The organism is Bacteroides sp. 1_1_30 (assembly GCF_020982715.1).
In the GTDB taxonomy this organism is placed as follows: Bacteria; Bacteroidota; Bacteroidia; order Bacteroidales; family Bacteroidaceae; genus Bacteroides; species Bacteroides xylanisolvens.
Window position 1 is genome coordinate 17,879 of record NZ_JAJKHN010000009.1, and the last position, 17,714, is coordinate 35,592.

Here is a 17,714-nt window from a genome sequence, read left to right on the forward strand (position 1 = left end):
TGTGTTTATTAATCGAAATTGTATAATTGCAAATAAAAAAACATGAACAAATTTATTTATTTAGTAATCTTTTCTTTCTTCTCAACAGGTATATATGCCCAAATGAAGGATCTCGTGCAGTATGTCAATACATTGCAAGGTACCGACTCTCATTTCGGCTTGAGTTATGGCAATACATACCCTACCACAGGTATGCCTTATGCCATGCATACATGGTCTGCACAAACAGGAAAGAACGGAGAAGGCTGGAAATATCAATATGCAGTCGATAATATCAGGGGATTCTGTCAATCTCATCAATGCAGCCCGTGGATGAGTGATTATGCTGTATATTCCTTTATGCCGATGGTAGGAGAATTGGTTGTGAATCAGAATAAACGGGCCACGAAGTTCAGTCATGACAATGAAATAGCCAAGCCCCATTATTACAAAGTAACGCTCAATAATGGCATTACTACCGAAATGGCTCCGACTACCCGCGGCGTGCATTTGCGTTTTTCCTATCCCTCTACCGGAGACGCTTATCTGGTGATTGACGGATATACGGATATGAGCGAAATTAAAATTGATCCGGTAAAAAGACAAATATCCGGTTGGGTGAATAACCAGCGTTTTGTAAACAACTCCAAGACATTCCGTAGCTACTTCATCGTGCAGTTCGATAAAGCATTTGAAGATTATGGCGTATGGGAAAATCAGAAAGATGAGGTGTTTTCCGGAAAGTTGGAAGGAGAAGGCAAAGGCTATGGTGCTTATATCAAATTTAAGAAAGGATCGAAAGTACAGGCAAAGGCTGCTTCTTCCTATATCAGCGCAGAGCAGGCTGTGATTACACTGAACGACGAACTGGGTAAAGATAAGAATTTGGAAGCCACCAAAATACGTGGACATAAAACGTGGAATGAATTATTGAACAGAATCCAGGTAGAAGGTGGAACAGACGAACAAATGAAGACTTTCTATTCCTGCCTGTTCCGTGCCAATCTCTTCTCACGCAAATTCTATGAACGTAAAGCGAACGGTGAACCTTATTATTATAGTCCTTATGATGGCAAAGTATATGACGGATATATGTATACCGATAATGGTTTCTGGGACACTTTCCGTTCTCAATTTCCATTAACTAATATTCTTCATCCTACTATGCAGGGACGTTACATGAATGCCTTGCTTGCCGCACAAGAACAATGCGGATGGTTACCTTCCTGGTCAGCTCCCGGAGAAACAGGAGGAATGTTGGGTAATCACTCCATTTCATTATTGGCAGATGCGTGGGCAAAAGGGATTCGGACTTTTGATCCGGAGAAAGCTCTGAAAGCCTACGCACACGAAGCCATGAATAAAGGTCCTTGGGGAGGTGCCAACGGACGTGGTTTCTGGAAAGAATATTTTGAACTGGGATATGTTCCTTATCCGGAATCAATGGGATCGAGTGCACAGACAATGGAATATGCATACGATGATTTCTGTGGCTACCAACTGGCTAAAATGACCGGAAACAAACACTATCAGGAAGTCTTTGCCCGTCAGATGTATAATTATAAAAACGTATTCGATCCGTCTATCGGTTTTATGCGTGGAAAAGGCGTTGATGGTAAATGGCAGGAACCGTTTGACCCATTGGAGTGGGGTGGACCTTTCTGCGAAGGTAATGCCTGGCATTATACCTGGTCCGTATTCCATGATGTAGAAGGATTAATAGACTTGTTCGGAAGCGACCAAAGATTTACGACCAAAATGGATTCGGTATTCACCCTTCCCTGCACTATTAAACCGGGAACTTACGGAGGAGTGATCCATGAAATGAAAGAAATGGAATTGGCGGGTATGGGACAATATGCACACGGCAATCAGCCGATTCAGCACATGCCTTATTTGTATAGCTATGCCGGCCAGCCATGGAAAACACAGTATTGGGTACGCCAGATCGTTGAAAGATTGTATAATTCCACAGAAAGAGGATATCCGGGAGACGAAGACCAGGGTGGTATGTCATCATGGTATATCTTGAGCTCATTAGGCATTTATGCCGTTTGTCCGGGTACGGATGAGTATGTAATTGGCAGTCCGTTATTTAAGAAAGCTACTATAACGATGGAAAACGGTAATAAATTCGTGATTGAAGCGGACAACAATAGTAAAGAGAATCTCTATATCCAGTCTGCTACCTTAAATGGACGTGTGTTGGATAAGAATTTTATCAGATACGACGATATAGCAGACGGAGGAATTATCCGTTTTGAAATGGGAAGTCAACCGAATAAAGAACGATGTACGTCGAAGTATGCTGCTCCTTTCTCATTGTCGAAAGAATAAGAAACTAAAAAGATATAAGAAGAATACAGTATGAAAAATAAGATTTTAACAGGTTTGTTATTGGTTTTGATTGGAGGGTGGGGGAGTCTCTCGGCGCAGAACGTCGGGAGTAATTATGCCCGTCAGGTAAATACCCTGATAGGAACGAAGGGCGTGGGTTTGACTTCGGGATATCTTTATCCCGGAGCCACCTATCCATACGGAATGGTGCAGTTCACCCCCTCTTATTTTTCCAAACGTTCCGGATTCGTCATCAATCAGTTGAGTGGTGGCGGTTGCGAGCACATGGGTAACTTTCCCACTTTTCCGGTAAAAGGTAAACTGAAGATGTCTCCGGACAATATTCTCAATTACCGTATCAATATTTCTGAAGAAAAAGGACACGCCGGTTATTATGAAGCAAAGGTGCAGGAAGATATTCATGCAAAACTGACAGTAACCGAAAGGACCGGTATGGCGAGTTATGAATATTCGGCAGATCAGCAATATGGTACGGTAATTATCGGTGGAGGCATTTCCGCAACTCCGATAGATCAGGCCGCCATCGTCATTACTGCACCGAATAAGTGTGAAGGATATGCAGAAGGCGGTAATTTCTGTGGACTCCGTACACCGTATAAAGTCTATTTTGTAGCAGAGTTTGATACGGATGCGTTGGAATCGGGAACATGGAAAAGAAATGAACTGAAACCGAACACAACTTTTGCCGAAGGAGAATACTCCGGAGTCTATTTTACATTTGATGTAAATAAGAAGAAAAATATCCAATATAAGATTGGGGTTTCTTATGTATCAGTAGAAAATGCACGCGAGAATCTGAAAGCGGAGAATACCGGATGGGATTTCCTGCAGATTCAGAATCAGGCAGAATCCAAATGGAATCATTATTTGGGTAAGATTGAAGTAGAAGGAACCAATCCGGATCGTACCACTCAATTTTATACCCATCTGTATCGTTCATTCATTCACCCGAACGTATGTAGTGATGTGAATGGGGAATACATGGGAGCTGATTTCAAAGTGCATAAATCACGTTCCAAGCACTATACTTCTTTTAGCAACTGGGATACCTATCGTACACAGATTCAACTATTGTCAATCCTTGATCCTGAAGTAGTCTCTGATATTGTTATTTCTCACCAATTGTTTGCCGAAGAAGCAGGTGGTGCTTTCCCGCGTTGGGTGATGGCTAATATAGAGACCGGCGTGATGCAAGGAGATCCGACTCCTATCCTGATATCCAATGCTTACGCTTTTGGTGCCCGCAATTATGACCCGAAACCGATTTTCAAAACCATGAGAAAAGGAGCGGAAGAACCGGGAGCAATGTCACAGGAGGTTGAGGCTCGTCCGGGACTGAAACAGTATTTGGATAAAGGATATTACAACGCTTCTATACAACTAGAATATACTTCCGCTGATTTTGCAATCGCACAATTTGCCTTACATGCCGTAGGAGATGAGTTTGCAAGCTGGCGTTATTTCCATTTCGCACGTTCATGGAAGAATCTGTATAACCCGGAAACCGGATGGTTGCAATCACGTAATCCGGATGGTTCGTGGAAACCACTGACTGAAGATTTCCGTGAATCGACCTATAAGAATTATTTCTGGATGGTGCCATACGACATTGCCGGACTGATAGAAATTATCGGAGGCAAAGCAGCGGCAGAAAAACGCCTGGATGAATTCTTTACTCGTCTGGATGCCGGCTATAATGATGCCTGGTTCGCTTCCGGCAATGAACCGAGTTTTCACATTCCTTGGATATACAACTGGGTCGGAACTCCCTATAAAGCACAGGAGATTATTAACCGTGTATTGAATGAACAGTATTCAAGCAAAATTGATGGTCTGCCGGGCAATGATGATTTAGGGACGATGGGCGCCTGGTATGTGTTCGCTTGTATCGGTCTTTATCCCGAAATACCGGGAGTGGGAGGCTTTACGGTGAACACTCCGATATTCTCATCCGTGAAAGTTCATTTGAAGAAAGGGGATATGGTGATAAAAGGCGGTTCGGAAAAGAATATTTATATCAAGTCCATGAAGCTAAATGGTAAACCGTATGACAGTACATGGATCGATTGGGACCAACTGAATAATGGGGCTACAATAGAATACACTACCTCGTCCAAGCCTGACGTGAAGTGGGGAACTAAAGTGACGCCTCCCTCTTTCCCTTAAAGCAAATTAACGAGGCATATAAATTTATGATATAAGATTATTTTGTAAGAGCACTTATTTATAATATCAAACGTAAAAATGAAAAGAAAACTACAAAACATAGCTTATCTACTGATGGCTGCCGCATTAGTCACTTCCTGTGGCGGGAAGAAGCAGACATCTGAATTCCCGGATTGGGCATGGGCAGATTTCCAGCGTCCGGAAGGTATTAATCCGATTATCTCTCCTGACACTACAACCTTTTTCTATTGTCCGATGAGACAGGATTCAGTAGCATGGGAAGCGAGTGATACGTTTAATCCGGCTGCCACTGTTTATAATGGAAAAGTAGTAGTCCTCTACCGGGCTGAAGATAACTCGGCAACCGGTATCGGATCACGTACCTCCCGTTTGGGATATGCTTCTTCTGACGACGGACTACACTTCAAACGAATGTCCGTACCTGTATTTTATCCGGCAGACGATAGTCAGAAAGAACTGGAAAATCCCGGCGGTTGCGAAGACCCACGTGTTGCTGTAACAGAAGACGGGCTTTACGTAATGCATTACACACAATGGAACCGCAAACAGGCACGTTTGGCAGTGGCCACCTCACGCGATCTTCAAACGTGGGAAAAACATGGACCGGCTTTCGCAAAAGCATACAACGGAAGATTCATAGATGAATTTTCCAAATCTGCCTCTATCGTAACCCAATTAATCGACGGCAAACAAGTGATTGCCAAGATTGACGGCAAATACTGGATGTACTGGGGAGAAAAGTTTGTGAATGTAGCCACTTCCACAGACCTTGTCAACTGGGAACCGATGTTGGATGAAAATGGAGAATTTCTGAAAGTGATGACTCCCCGCGCAGGTAAGTTCGACAGTGACCTGACCGAATGTGGTCCTCCTGCCATCCTGACTGACAAAGGAATCCTTTTATTTTATAACGGCAAAAATAAATCGGGCGCAGAAGGAGACACACTGTATACAGCCAACTCTTATTGCGCCGGACAAGCCTTATTTGATGCCAAAGATCCTACTAAACTAATCGATCGCTTGGATAAACCTTTCTATATTCCCGAATCAGACTTTGAAAAGAGCGGACAATATCCAGCCGGAACCGTATTTATAGAAGGACTTGTATTCTACAATCAGAAATGGTTCTTATATTATGGCTGTGCCGATTCACGCGTGGCAGTTGCCGTATATGATCCTCTCAAAAAATAAAGAAAACGTTCATAATGAAAATAATAGTTTATAAAATAGAAATTAAGACATGAAAAAACTTTTTGTATTGATTGCGGCGGCTTGTATGACATGTACTGCTGCGTTTGCACAAACTGTGAAACCTTTTAAGGAGGGTGAGAGAGCAGTGTTCCTGGGAAATAGTATAACGGATGGTGGGCATTACCATTCATACATCTGGTTATACTATATGACCCGTTTTCCGGATATGCCTATCCGTGTTTTCAACGGTGGTATTGGTGGAGATACGGCCTATGATATGAACAAACGTCTGGATGGTGATATTTTTGCGATGAAACCTTCCGTGTTGATGGTTACTTTTGGTATGAATGATTCCGGATATTTTGAATATAACGGTGATAAGCCCAAAGAATTCGGTGAGCAGAAATATCAGGAAAGTATAAAGAATTACCAGCAGATGGAGAAGCGTTTTAAAGATCTTCCTGATACCCGTATCGTGATGGTCGGAACTTCTCCGTATGATGAAACTGTACAACTGAAAGAGAATACACCGTTCAAGACAAAAAATGAAACCATCAAACGGCTTGTTGAATATCAGAAAGAATCGGCAGCTAAGAATAATTGGGAATTTACCGATTTAAATGCTCCTATGACAGCTATTAATCAGCAATATCAGCAGAAAGATCCTACCTTTACCCTTTGTGGCAGTGACCGTATTCATCCCGATAACGACGGACACATGGTAATGGCCTATCTTTTCCTGAAAGCCCAGGGATTTGTAGGTAAAGAAGTAGCGGATATGGAGATTAATGCTAATAAAAAACAAGCCGTTAAGTCGGAAAATTGTACCGTTTCAAATATAAAGAAGAACGGAAAAGGTTTGAGTTTTGACTATTTGGCAGAAGCTCTTCCTTATCCTTTAGATACTATTGCCCGTGGTTGGGGACAAAAAAAGAGCCAGGCAGAAGTGCTGAAAGTTGTTCCTTTTATGGAAGAAATGAACCGTGAAACGTTGAAAGTAACAGGGCTGAAAGGCAATTATAAGTTGTTGATAGACGATGAAGAAATTGGAACTTGGAGTGGAGATGAATTGGCAAAGGGCATTAATCTTGCTGCTGAATCCAAAACTCCCCAATACCAACAAGCATTGACGGTGATGCACTTGAATGAATATCGTTGGGAAATTGAAAGAACATTCAGAGAATATGCGTGGTGTGAATTCGGCTTTTTCCAGCAAAAGGGATTGTTGTATGCTGACGACAGAAAAGCGATCGAGGTGATGGATGAAAACTTGGATAAAAACGTTTGGTTGAAGGGACGTCGTGATATGTATTCAAAGATGATGTTTGAAGCTGTCCGTGATGCTCGCCAACAGGAAATGGATGTTCTTATCAATAAGATTTATGAAATAAATAAGCCTGTTGTAAGAAAGATTTTACTTAGAAAGGTCTGATGTGATAACAGCGTAGAAATACGATAGAATACTCACCGTAATGAGAAAGAATTCTCACTGTAATGAGAACTTTTTCTCATTGCGATGAGTATTTTTTCTCATTACAGTGAGTATCGTTGAGAATATATGAATAGATAAGTACTCTTTGTAATAGCCTGATAATGTACTCCTTATTGTAGCTTTTGCATTAAACAGACTACCTTTATTGAATTCTTAATTCTTTTTCCAGAAATCGGAAGTGAAAAGCAATAATACTGTAAACAATTCCAAGCGTCCCAAGAGCATTAAGAAAGAAAGCAGCCATTTGGCGGCATCAGGCAATTCACTCCATGAGAAGGCCGGACCGCATGTGCCGAGTCCCGGTCCCATATTACCCATACTTGAGATTACTGTTCCGATTGATTCCAGAAAACCGACTCCCAGCCCCATCATGATAAGTATGCTGATGATAGCGATGACTGCATATAAAAAAGTAAAGGCCAATACTGTAGACTGGATGGAAGGAGGAATAACCTGTTTGTTAACTCGCACCGGGAGCACGGCATTAGGGTGAAGAATATGTTTGAATTCGTTTTTCACAACCTGAAACAGGATAACCATACGAATACATTTTATACCTCCTGTTGTACTGCCGGCACAGGCTCCGATTATCATCACTATTACAAGGCATCCCCAAAGGATAGAAGGCCAAAGCATATAATCGGCTGTGGCAAATCCCGTAGAAGTTTGCAAGGAAATCACTTGGAAAAGTGATTTACGGAACGCTTCTTCTATCTCCATAGAAGAAGTCTGATGAAGCCAGACTGCAATAAATATAGTAAAGAAAGAAACACACCAGAAATAGAATTTTAGCTCTGCATCATGAATGAACTTCTTTATTTTTCCATTGAACATCAACAGTAATAGCGTGAAGTTGATGCCCGAAAGAAACATGAAAATAGAGATTACATAATCTATATAGGGTGAGTGATAATATTCGATACTTGCTTGTTTGGTAGAAAATCCGCCAGTGCTGGTTGTCGTGAAAGCATGGCATATACTGTCAAACACACTCATACCTCCAAATACTAATAAGACAATCAATGTTCCTGTCATTCCGGCATAAATACCCCAAATCCATTTGGCAGTGATACCAATACGGGGATGCACTTTGTCATGAGTAGGACCGCTGGCTTCTGCTGCAAACACCTGAATCCCACCCACACCGAAAATCGGTAGAACGGCAATGGTGAAGAATACAATACCCAAACCGCCTATCCATTGCGTCATAGCCCGCCAAAAAAGTATTCCATGAGGCATTGACTCTATATTATTCAAGATGGTGGCACCCGTACTGCTGAACCCGGACATCGTTTCAAAAAATGCATCCGTAACACTTGGGATATACCCTCCTATATAATAAGGTAACATTCCGAAAAGGGAAAAGGTGACCCATGCTACACTAACTATGACATATCCATCACGGCGATTCAGGGATTTCACTGCGTCTTTCCCGATGGCGAGCAACAGAATACCGATGCTAGTTGTAATAGCCGATGAAACCAGAAAACTCTGCAAGTCATTCTCCTTATAAAAAAGAGAAACACCTCCACAACATAATAGCATAACTGTTTCTATCAGAAGCAGAAAACCCAGAATCCGGAATATCATCTTCGAGTTAATCATAAACAAGTATTTGTTAAATATTAAGTATCAAGTATTAAGTATTACTCATAACTGTCCATTTTTACAGACTAATACTTAATACTTGATACTTAATACTTAGTTAAAGAACTTCTCAATCTTTTTAATCATCATGCTTAGGCAGAATACGACTACATGGTCGCCGGGGCGGATTTGCGTATCACCTGTCACTAGGATACCTTCTCCGTTACGGATCATTCCTCCGATGGTGGTGCCTTTGGGAAGTCCCAGGTCTTTAATCAGGTGTTTGGTTATTTTGGCCCCTTCCGGTACGGTGAATTCTGCAACGTCCGCATTGGCAAAAGTCAGGCATTTTACATTAGACACGTCGGCGTCCAGCATCATTTGGTAGATATGGCTGGCAGCAATCATTTTTTTATTGATAACCGTGCCGATGTCGAGACTTTCTGCCATACCGATATAGTCGATGTTCTCCACTTCTGCCACCGTCTTTTCCACTCCCATACGTTTGGCGGCGAGACAGGCAAGGATATTCGTTTCCGAGTTGCCGGTCAAGGCTACAAATGCTTCGGTATTCTTTAGCCCTTCTTCGATAAGCAGGTCCATGTCGCGACCGTCTCCGTTGATAATCATTGTTTTGTCATCCAGTAGCTCTGTCAGACGGTTGCAACGGTTCAGGTCATTATCCACTATTTTCACCTGCATATAGTCCGGCACATATTGTGCGGTACGGACTGCGATACGGCTACCTCCCATAATCATTACATTGCGTACGTCGGCATAGTCTTCTTTGCCGGCTATCTTACGTATATAAGGAATGTATTTGCGGGTAGTGGTGAAATAAACAATGTCATGCAATTTAATAACATCGTCTCCGCGAGGGATAATCGTTTCCGTTCCGCGTTTGATGGCTACTACATGGTAAGGAATGTTGGGACCGCCCAGCTGGTGCAGCGGTATATTCAGGATTTCAGCCTTTTCGCGCATCTTCGTACCAATCAGAACCAGCGAACCTCCGCAGAACTCCCACCATTGGCGTACCCAGCTCATGCGCATGGAAGATACGATTTCTTTAGCAGCCAGCATTTCCGGGTAAATCAGAGAATCTACTCCCAGCTTCTGGAAAAACTCTTTATTTTTGGGTAGAAGATATTCATAGTTGTCGATACGCGCCACTGTCTTTTTGGCTCCCAGGTTGGTAGCCAGCATACAGGCAGTCATGTTGCGGCTTTCGTCCGGTGTGACTGCGATGAACAGGTCGGCTTCTTTGACGCCCACTTCTTTCAATCCGGAGATGGAAGAAGGAGAAGCGGCAACAGTCAGCAAGTCAAAGTTGGCGCTAAGAGCACTTAGTTTCTCTTCGTCATCATCCATCAAGATAATATCTTGCTTCTCGCGCGATAACAGTTTGGCCAAATGAGTGCCTACGTTGCCGGCACCGGCAATAATAATCTTCATGTCAATTGATAAATTCTTTTATTTTAGTCAGAATCCCTTCTTCATCCATGCCGCACAGTTGGTACAGTTCGGCAACTGCCCCATGTTCTACAAATATATTAGGGATACCGATACGCTTTACGGTCGGTTTGTATTCGTTGTCTGCCATAAATTCGAGGACAGCGCTACCCATACCGCCTTTGATAATTCCGTCTTCGATAGTCAGGATACGTTGGAATTTACGTCCTACCTCATGCAACAACTCTTCATCCAGCGGTTTCAGGAATCGTAAATCGTAATGGGCGATGGACAGACCTAAATCTGCTTCTGCCCGGGTGATGGCACGGGCGGCTACATTTCCTATCGGTCCGATAGTAATCACTGCAAGGTCGCTACCCTCTTTCAGTATCCGTCCTTTTCCTACCGGAATCTCTTCCAGCGGACATTTCCAGTCTACCAGTACGCCTCGTCCACGGGGGTAGCGGATCACGAACGGTCCCTTGTCCGGCAATTGTGCCGTATACATCAGGCGACGTAATTCATGTTCGTCCATCGGGGAACAGATAGTCAGGTTAGGGATCGGGCGTAAACATGCCATGTCAAAAGCTCCGTGGTGAGTAGGACCGTCTTCGCCAACCAGTCCGGCGCGGTCGAGACACAAAACAACTGGGAGATTCTGAATCGCTACGTCGTGGATGATATTATCATGCGCCCGTTGCATAAAAGAAGAATAGATATTGCAGAATGGTTGTAGTCCGTCTTTAGCCATTCCTCCGGAGAAGGTAACCGCATGTCCTTCGGCAATACCGACATCGAAAGCGCGTTTCGGCATTTTCTCCATTAGTATATTCATCGAACAGCCGCTGGGCATGGCGGGAGTGACACCGACAATCTTCGGGTTGGCTTCGGCAAGTTCCACCAGTGTATTTCCGAATACGTCCTGGAAAAGCGGGGGCATTCCTTCGGTGTTGGCAATGAAACGTTCGCCGGTGACGGGATCGAATTTGCCGGGAGCATGCCATTCGGTAGCGTGTTTCTCTGCCGGACCGAATCCTTTTCCTTTGATAGTGTGCAGGTGCAGGATTTTAGGTCCTTGCATATCTTTGATATCACGTAATACTCTTGCCAGGTTCTTTACGTCGTGTCCGTCTATCGGACCGAAGTAACGGATATTCATCCCTTCAAAAATATTCTGTTGCTGTGCCGCCATTGATTTCAGGCTATTTCCGAAACGGATGAGTGCTTTGCGGCGTTCTTCGTTTAAAATGCCAAGCTTGAACAGCATGCGCGAGAGCTTGAAACGTAGCTGATTATAGCGGTTAGAAGTCGTTAAGTTGAAAAGATACTGCTTCATGCCTCCTACGCTGCGGTCGATTGCCATATCATTGTCATTCAGGATAATGAGCAGGTTGTTCGACGTGGCAGATGCGTTGTTCAGTCCTTCAAAAGCCAGTCCGCCACTCATTGATCCGTCGCCGATAATGGCTACTACATGGCGTTTGGCGTCTCCTTTCCGGGCGGCTGCGACAGCCATACCGAGAGCGGCAGAAATCGAATTGGAAGCGTGTCCGCACGTGAAAGTATCATATTCGCTTTCTTCCGGAGATGGGAAAGGGCGGATTCCTCCGAGTTTCCTGTTTGTAGAAAATGCTTCACGGCGTCCTGTAAGAATTTTGTGGCCGTATGCCTGATGTCCCACGTCCCATACAATACGGTCGTATGGTGTATTGTAGACGTAGTGCAGAGCTACGGTTAGTTCCACGGTCCCCAGGCTGGCGGCGAAATGTCCGGGGTTGCAGCAGAGTTCTTTAATAATGTCTTGTCTTAGTTCACCGCATACTTCCGGCAGTTGCTCTACGGTTAGTTTACGTAGGTCTTCGGGGTAATTGATGGAGTTTAACAAGTTATATGTTGGTTCACTATTCATGATTCTAGGAAATTTAGTGCAAAAATACGAAAAGAAAGTATATTCGACCTCCTTTTCGGCGAAAAACTTATTTTGTTTCCTACTGTCTAATCAGTCTGTAGTACCAATAATAAATGAATAAATGAGAGTAGGTTAACTATCCAGTTAATCTAAATGGTTACTTTTTATCAATGAACTAATCATTTTACATGTATGTCTTCTTGTTTTATTCCTTTAAATAATGGTTGGCACTCTTTGGCTATTTCATCCAATAATTGATTAGAAATATTCATTGATAGCTGATTTGTATGAATGAAATATTGTTCCAGTTCCAGTCGGTATCTATGATACTAAACAAATCAACTCCTTGTATGGATAGTATTCCGTTTTGGTTATCTGCTTTTAGGCTAACTTGTATGTTATTCATATTATGGATAATTATATTTTGCAGTTTGTTGGTTTGATTATCAGATAAAGACAAAGATAAGAAAGTTCTTTTGCTTCTCCAATTATTTGTCATATCTTTATTGTACTTTTGCTTCGAGAAAAAGTTTTAAAAACAATATATTCAATAGATGTCTATTAATGAACTTATAAACCAGTCTGAAGGTCGGCGTTTAGAATTTAAAGGTGAGCTTCCTACAAATTCTGATTTAGCAAAAACTGTAGTGGCTTTTGCCAATGATGCGGGAGGTGAAATTTATATAGGTATCAATGATAACCCGCGACAGATAATAGGGTTGTCCGAAGAAGAATTACCTCGTATTGAAGAGCAAATTAGTAATTTAATATATGATAGATGTTATCCGATTATATTACCTGAAGTCTCTTTTTTAACTATAGAGGACAAACACCTTATTAAAGTGTGTATTTATCGTGGAAGTATGCCCCCTTACTATCTTAAAGATAAAGGGAAGCTGAAAGGAACTTATATTAGGGTTGGTTCAACCAATAAACTAGCTGATGAAACAATTATTGCAGAGTTAGAGCGGAGACGGAGAAATATTTCTTTTGATAGTGAGGTTGTCATGGATAAGTCCGCAGATGAATTGGATATAAGTGGGCTTAAATTACTCTACAAAGAGAAAACAGGTGAAGATTTAAATATTCAAGTACTTCGTAAACTGGAATTGGTTAAGACTGAACAGGATAAAGAATATCCTACAAAAGCTTTACTTCTATTTTCGGATGATAATTTGCGTAATTCTATGTTTCCGAATGCCAAAGTTGAATGTGCCCGTTTCAAAGGGACAGGAACGGAAGAGTTTTTAGATCAAAAAAGTATTATTGTCCACATTGGGTTACAGGCGGAAGAAACTTATAACTTTGTACTTCGGCATATTAATAAAGCAGCAAATATAGAGGGAGTATATACGGTTTCACGTTGGGAGTATCCAGTGAAGGCAATAAGGGAGATTATCCGTAATGCGATTGTACATAGAGATTATTCTCTGACAGGAAAAGATGTCAAAGTTGCCATATATGATGATATGGTTGAGATCACAAGTCCTGGTCTTTTACCACCCTCTATTGATTATTCGGCAATGGAGAGCCGCCAATCAGATGCAAGAAATAAAGTAATAGCTCCTGTGTTTAAAAGACTTGGCATCATTGACCAATGGGGTAATGGATTGAAAATGGTGGCTGAAGAAATGAAATCTTATCCTGAAATTGATTTATGTTGGAAGGAGGTTGGTTTGTCTTTTCAAGTACAGTTTATTAAAAAGAATTATCAGGAGAATACAAATATGGAAGATAGTGCCGATAATGAACGAAGACCGGCTCAATCTACTACCCAATCTACTACCCAATCTACTACCCAATACACTACCCAGAAATTAACAGAAGCCCAAAATATGATTTTAAGTTATCTAAGAGAACATCCGGAGGCCACACGGGCGGATTTAAATAGTCATATTGAAGGTATAACAGTCGATGGTATAAAATATAACTTGGCACGTTTACAGGAGTTGGGCTTATTAAAACGCGTAGGAAGCAAACGATATGGGTATTGGGTAGTGCTTGGAGAATAGTTTGAAATTTTTAAAGAGAAAATAATATGGATTTCCGTACACAAATAGAGTTACCTGTTGGTTTACCGCCTATTACTCATGCCGGACAAATACTCATGATGGGATCTTGCTTTGTCCAAAATGTAGGGAATTTTTTGAAAGATGCCAAATTTCAATTAGATTTGAATCCTTTTGGTATTCTTTACAACCCTTCTTCTCTTTCTGCTGTTCTGATTGAAATCTTAAAAAGAAAAGTATATAAGAAGGGTGACTTGTTTTTCCATAATGACCTTTGGCATAGTCCTATGCATCATGGTCTTTTTTCTGGACCTACCTTGGAAAGTACATTGCAGAATATCAATATTCGGCTGTTACAAGTTCATCAGGCTATGCAAAAACTTGACTGGCTGATGTTGACTTTTGGAACTGCTTATGTTTATGAGCAGAAAGAAACGGGAAAGGTAGTGTCTAACTGTCATAAACTGCCTGAGAATAAATTTAATCGTAGGCTTCTGTCTGTTGAAGAAATTGTAGAAGATTATACAGCACTCATCACCGAAATGTCAGCCCTGAATCCGGAACTAAAATGGCTGTTTACAGTCAGCCCGATCCGTCATATACGCGACGGGATGCACGCCAACCAGTTAAGCAAATCGACTCTGCTGCTTGCCATCGACCGATTGCAACAACTGTTCCCGGAACGAGTGTTCTATTTCCCCTCTTATGAAATCATATTGGACGAATTACGTGATTATCGCTTCTATGCCGACGATATGTTGCATCCGTCTCCTCTGGCGATTCGTTACCTGTGGGAACGCTTCTCCGAAACCTTCTTTTCTCCTGAAACAAAGCAGGTTATCGTAGCTGTGCAAGACATCCGCCGGGACTTGGCGCACAAACCCTTTCATCCCGAGTCAGAAGCGTATCAACGCTTTTTAGGACAAATAGTGTTAAAAATAGAACGACTTATCGGAAAATACCCGTACTTAGATTTTCAAAAAGAAACAGAACTATGTCATATGCGATTGAATCCATAGCCAAAAGTATCGGTGCCCGCCGTGTGGGCAAACATAAAGCGACTATTGATTGGCTGCTAACAGACAGCCGCTCTTTGAGTTTTCCGGAAGAAACTCTTTTTTTTGCTTTAACTACCAAACGAAACAGCGGAGCCCGTTATATCCCCGATTTATATGACCGGGGCGTACGTAATTTTGTAATTACGGAAGAAGACTTTAAAGAAGTTGAGAATGGAGAGTTGAGAGTTGAGAGTTCTATGCAGCATGATGGTGCGCAGCCCACTCTCAATTCTCAACTCTCAACTCTCAACTTCCTCATCGTTCCCAATCCTCTGAAAGCTTTGCAGAAGCTTGCCGAAACACATCGTGATAAATTTAAGATCCCTGTGATCGGTATCACCGGCAGTAATGGAAAAACCATTGTGAAGGAGTGGTTGCATCAGTTACTTAGCCCGGATCGTTGCATCGTTCGTTCTCCACGCAGTTATAATTCGCAGATCGGAGTCCCACTTTCTGTGTGGCAACTTTCTGAAGAAGCCGAACTGGGTATTTTCGAAGCCGGCATTTCCGAGATGGGGGAGATGGGAGCTTTGAAACGAATGATTAAGCCTACTATTGGTATTCTGACCAATATCGGTGGTGCCCATCAGGAAAACTTCTTCTCCTTGCAGGAGAAATGCATGGAAAAGCTGACGCTTTTCAAAGACTGTGATGTCGTGATTTACAACGGTGATAACGAGTTAATCAGTAATTGTGTCGCAAAATCAATGCTGACGGCACGTGAGATTGCTTGGAGCCGTACCGACATTGAACGCCCGTTGTATATCAGCCGTGTGACCAAGAAAGAAGATCATACCGTTATATCTTATCGTTATCTGGAGATGGATAATACTTTCTGTATCCCTTTCATCGATGACGCTTCCATTGAAAATGCACTGAATTGTCTGGCAGCTTGTCTTTACCTGATGACACCTGCCGACCAGATAACAGAGCGGATGGCCCGTCTCGAACCGATTGCCATGCGTCTGGAGGTGAAAGAGGGGAAGAATAACTGTGTACTGATTAATGATAGCTATAATTCAGATCTGGCATCATTGGATATTGCTCTCGATTTCCTTGTACGCCGCTCGGAAAAGAAAGGCTTGAAACGGACGCTTATCCTGTCGGATATACTGGAAACCGGACAAAGTACCGCTACGCTTTATCGGCGTGTGGCACAATTGGTGCAGAGTAAAGGTATTAATAAACTGATTGGAGTAGGGCAGGAGATATCTTCTTGTTCTGCCCGTTTTGATGATGATCTCGAACGCTATTTCTTTCCTAACACAGAAGCACTCCTTGCATCCAATATACTCAAATCGCTTCATTCGGAAGTGATTCTGGTGAAAGGTTCCCGCGTGTTCAACTTTGATCTGGTATCCGAAACCCTCGAATTGAAGGTACATGAAACCATTCTTGAAGTAAATCTCGGGGCGATGGTAGCCAACTTGAACCATTACCGTTCTATGCTTCGCCATCCGGAAACAAAGATGATCTGTATGGTGAAAGCATCAGCTTACGGAGCCGGTTCGTATGAAATTGCCAAGAGTTTGCAGGAACACCATGTCGATTATCTGGCCGTAGCCGTTGCTGACGAAGGTTCCGAACTCCGCAAGGCAGGCATTACCGCCTCTATTATCATTATGGACCCGGAACTTACTGCATTCAAAACCATGTTTGATTATAAACTGGAACCGGAAGTCTATAATTTCCATCTGCTCGACGCACTCATCAAAGCTGCGGAGAAAGAAGGAATCACCAACTTCCCCATTCATGTGAAACTTGATACAGGTATGCACCGTTTGGGCTTTGCGGTAGAGGATATTCCATTGCTTATCCGTCGACTGAAGAATCAGAGCGCGGTGATTCCCCGTTCGGTATTCTCTCATTTTGTAGGAAGTGATTCGTCGCAGTTCGACGCTTTCACCCGCGGACAGATTGAATTGTTCGAGAAAGGTTCGCAAGAATTGCAGGCCGCCTTCTCTCATAAGATTCTTCGTCATATCTGTAATACGGCAGGAATCGAGCGTTTCCCCGAAGCACAGTACGATATGGTGCGCTTGGGAATCGGACTTTATGGAGTCAGCCCGATAGACAATTCGATAATACATAATGTAAGTACGCTCAAGACCACCATCCTTCAGATCCGGGATGTTCCCCAAGAAGATACGGTAGGATATAGCCGGATGGGGCATTTGGTACGCCCTTCCCGCATTGCAGCTATTCCTATTGGTTATGCGGATGGACTGAACCGCCACTTGGGACGCGGCAACGCCTATTGCCTGGTGAACGGAAAGAAAGCTCCTTATGTGGGGAATATCTGTATGGACGTCTGCATGATCGATGTGACGGATATTGATTGTCGGGAAGGCGATCAGGCTATCATCTTCGGTGATGATCTGCCGATTACGGTGTTGTCCGATAAGCTGGAAACGATTCCTTATGAAGTGTTGACAAGTATATCGACACGGGTGAAAAGGGTATATTATCAGGACTAATTTTAATGAAGAATG

At 42.6% G+C, this 17,714-nt stretch carries 11 protein-coding genes; 7 read left to right on the forward strand and 4 right to left on the reverse strand.

Going from position 1 to position 17,714, the window contains the following annotated elements; all coding sequences use genetic code 11:
• Positions 1-42: 42 nt before the first annotated feature.
• The 4 genes from LPH68_RS03635 to LPH68_RS03650 all read left to right on the forward strand — a co-directional run bounded on the left by LPH68_RS03635 (position 43) and on the right by LPH68_RS03650 (position 7,147).
• A complete protein-coding gene (locus tag LPH68_RS03635; RefSeq protein ID WP_151923412.1) occupies positions 43-2,316 on the forward strand; it encodes a GH92 family glycosyl hydrolase in 2,274 nt (757 codons plus the stop codon).
• 30 nt (positions 2,317-2,346) lie between these two features.
• Positions 2,347-4,503: a GH92 family glycosyl hydrolase gene (locus LPH68_RS03640; RefSeq protein ID WP_230296861.1), complete on the forward strand. Its 2,157-nt coding sequence runs from the start codon at positions 2,347-2,349 to the stop codon at positions 4,501-4,503.
• Positions 4,504-4,581: 78 nt separating this feature from the next.
• Positions 4,582-5,715, forward strand: a complete 1,134-nt coding sequence (locus tag LPH68_RS03645) for a glycoside hydrolase family 130 protein (protein WP_004324865.1) — start codon at positions 4,582-4,584, stop codon at positions 5,713-5,715.
• Positions 5,716-5,764: 49 nt separating this feature from the next.
• Positions 5,765-7,147: an SGNH/GDSL hydrolase family protein gene (locus LPH68_RS03650; RefSeq protein WP_004324866.1), complete on the forward strand. Its 1,383-nt coding sequence runs from the start codon at positions 5,765-5,767 to the stop codon at positions 7,145-7,147.
• A 213-nt stretch (positions 7,148-7,360) separates the two neighbouring features.
• Here the strand turns inward: LPH68_RS03650 and LPH68_RS03655 are convergent, their stop codons facing one another.
• From LPH68_RS03655 to LPH68_RS03670, 4 genes are all read right to left on the reverse strand, one after another.
• Entirely contained in the window at positions 7,361-8,812 is a 1,452-nt protein-coding gene (locus tag LPH68_RS03655; protein WP_004324867.1) for a TrkH family potassium uptake protein, read from the reverse strand.
• A gap of 96 nt (positions 8,813-8,908) precedes the next feature.
• Positions 8,909-10,249 carry a Trk system potassium transporter TrkA gene (gene trkA / locus LPH68_RS03660; protein ID WP_004305310.1) on the reverse strand — a complete coding sequence of 447 codons (1,341 nt, stop codon included), beginning with the start codon at positions 10,247-10,249 and terminating at the stop codon, positions 8,909-8,911.
• 1 nt (position 10,250) lies between these two features.
• Positions 10,251-12,155 carry a 1-deoxy-D-xylulose-5-phosphate synthase gene (gene dxs, locus LPH68_RS03665; RefSeq protein ID WP_022199673.1) on the reverse strand — a complete coding sequence of 635 codons (1,905 nt, stop codon included), beginning with the start codon at positions 12,153-12,155 and terminating at the stop codon, positions 10,251-10,253.
• A gap of 268 nt (positions 12,156-12,423) precedes the next feature.
• Entirely contained in the window at positions 12,424-12,561 is a 138-nt protein-coding gene (locus LPH68_RS03670; protein ID WP_153882607.1) for a hypothetical protein, read from the reverse strand.
• 148 nt (positions 12,562-12,709) lie between these two features.
• On the opposite strand from LPH68_RS03670, the gene LPH68_RS03675 reads away from it, so the two are divergent.
• From LPH68_RS03675 to LPH68_RS03685, 3 genes are read left to right on the forward strand one after another with little or no spacing between them, the layout of a single operon-like run.
• Positions 12,710-14,167 carry an RNA-binding domain-containing protein gene (locus tag LPH68_RS03675; protein ID WP_151923410.1) on the forward strand — a complete coding sequence of 486 codons (1,458 nt, stop codon included), beginning with the start codon at positions 12,710-12,712 and terminating at the stop codon, positions 14,165-14,167.
• Positions 14,168-14,193: 26 nt separating this feature from the next.
• Positions 14,194-15,183: a GSCFA domain-containing protein gene (locus LPH68_RS03680; RefSeq protein ID WP_151923409.1), complete on the forward strand. Its 990-nt coding sequence runs from the start codon at positions 14,194-14,196 to the stop codon at positions 15,181-15,183.
• Positions 15,159-17,699 carry a bifunctional UDP-N-acetylmuramoyl-tripeptide:D-alanyl-D-alanine ligase/alanine racemase gene (locus LPH68_RS03685; protein ID WP_151923408.1) on the forward strand — a complete coding sequence of 847 codons (2,541 nt, stop codon included), beginning with the start codon at positions 15,159-15,161 and terminating at the stop codon, positions 17,697-17,699. The genes LPH68_RS03680 and LPH68_RS03685 overlap by 25 nt, the downstream gene beginning before the upstream one ends.
• Positions 17,700-17,714: the final 15 nt, after the last annotated feature.

What these genes read in the sequence shown, in the direction of transcription:
- LPH68_RS03635 (WP_151923412.1), top strand. Translation starts at nt 43, where the DNA reads ATGAACAAATTTATTTATTTAGTAATCTTTTCTTTCTTCTCAACAGGT.
- LPH68_RS03640 (WP_230296861.1), top strand. Translation starts at nt 2,347, where the DNA reads ATGAAAAATAAGATTTTAACAGGTTTGTTATTGGTTTTGATTGGAGGG.
- LPH68_RS03645 (WP_004324865.1), top strand. Translation starts at nt 4,582, where the DNA reads ATGAAAAGAAAACTACAAAACATAGCTTATCTACTGATGGCTGCCGCA.
- LPH68_RS03650 (WP_004324866.1), top strand. Translation starts at nt 5,765, where the DNA reads ATGAAAAAACTTTTTGTATTGATTGCGGCGGCTTGTATGACATGTACT.
- LPH68_RS03655 (WP_004324867.1), bottom strand. Translation starts at nt 8,812, where the DNA reads ATGATTAACTCGAAGATGATATTCCGGATTCTGGGTTTTCTGCTTCTG.
- trkA (WP_004305310.1), bottom strand. Translation starts at nt 10,249, where the DNA reads ATGAAGATTATTATTGCCGGTGCCGGCAACGTAGGCACTCATTTGGCC.
- dxs (WP_022199673.1), bottom strand. Translation starts at nt 12,155, where the DNA reads ATGAATAGTGAACCAACATATAACTTGTTAAACTCCATCAATTACCCC.
- LPH68_RS03670 (WP_153882607.1), bottom strand. Translation starts at nt 12,561, where the DNA reads ATGAATAACATACAAGTTAGCCTAAAAGCAGATAACCAAAACGGAATA.
- LPH68_RS03675 (WP_151923410.1), top strand. Translation starts at nt 12,710, where the DNA reads ATGTCTATTAATGAACTTATAAACCAGTCTGAAGGTCGGCGTTTAGAA.
- LPH68_RS03680 (WP_151923409.1), top strand. Translation starts at nt 14,194, where the DNA reads ATGGATTTCCGTACACAAATAGAGTTACCTGTTGGTTTACCGCCTATT.
- LPH68_RS03685 (WP_151923408.1), top strand. Translation starts at nt 15,159, where the DNA reads ATGTCATATGCGATTGAATCCATAGCCAAAAGTATCGGTGCCCGCCGT.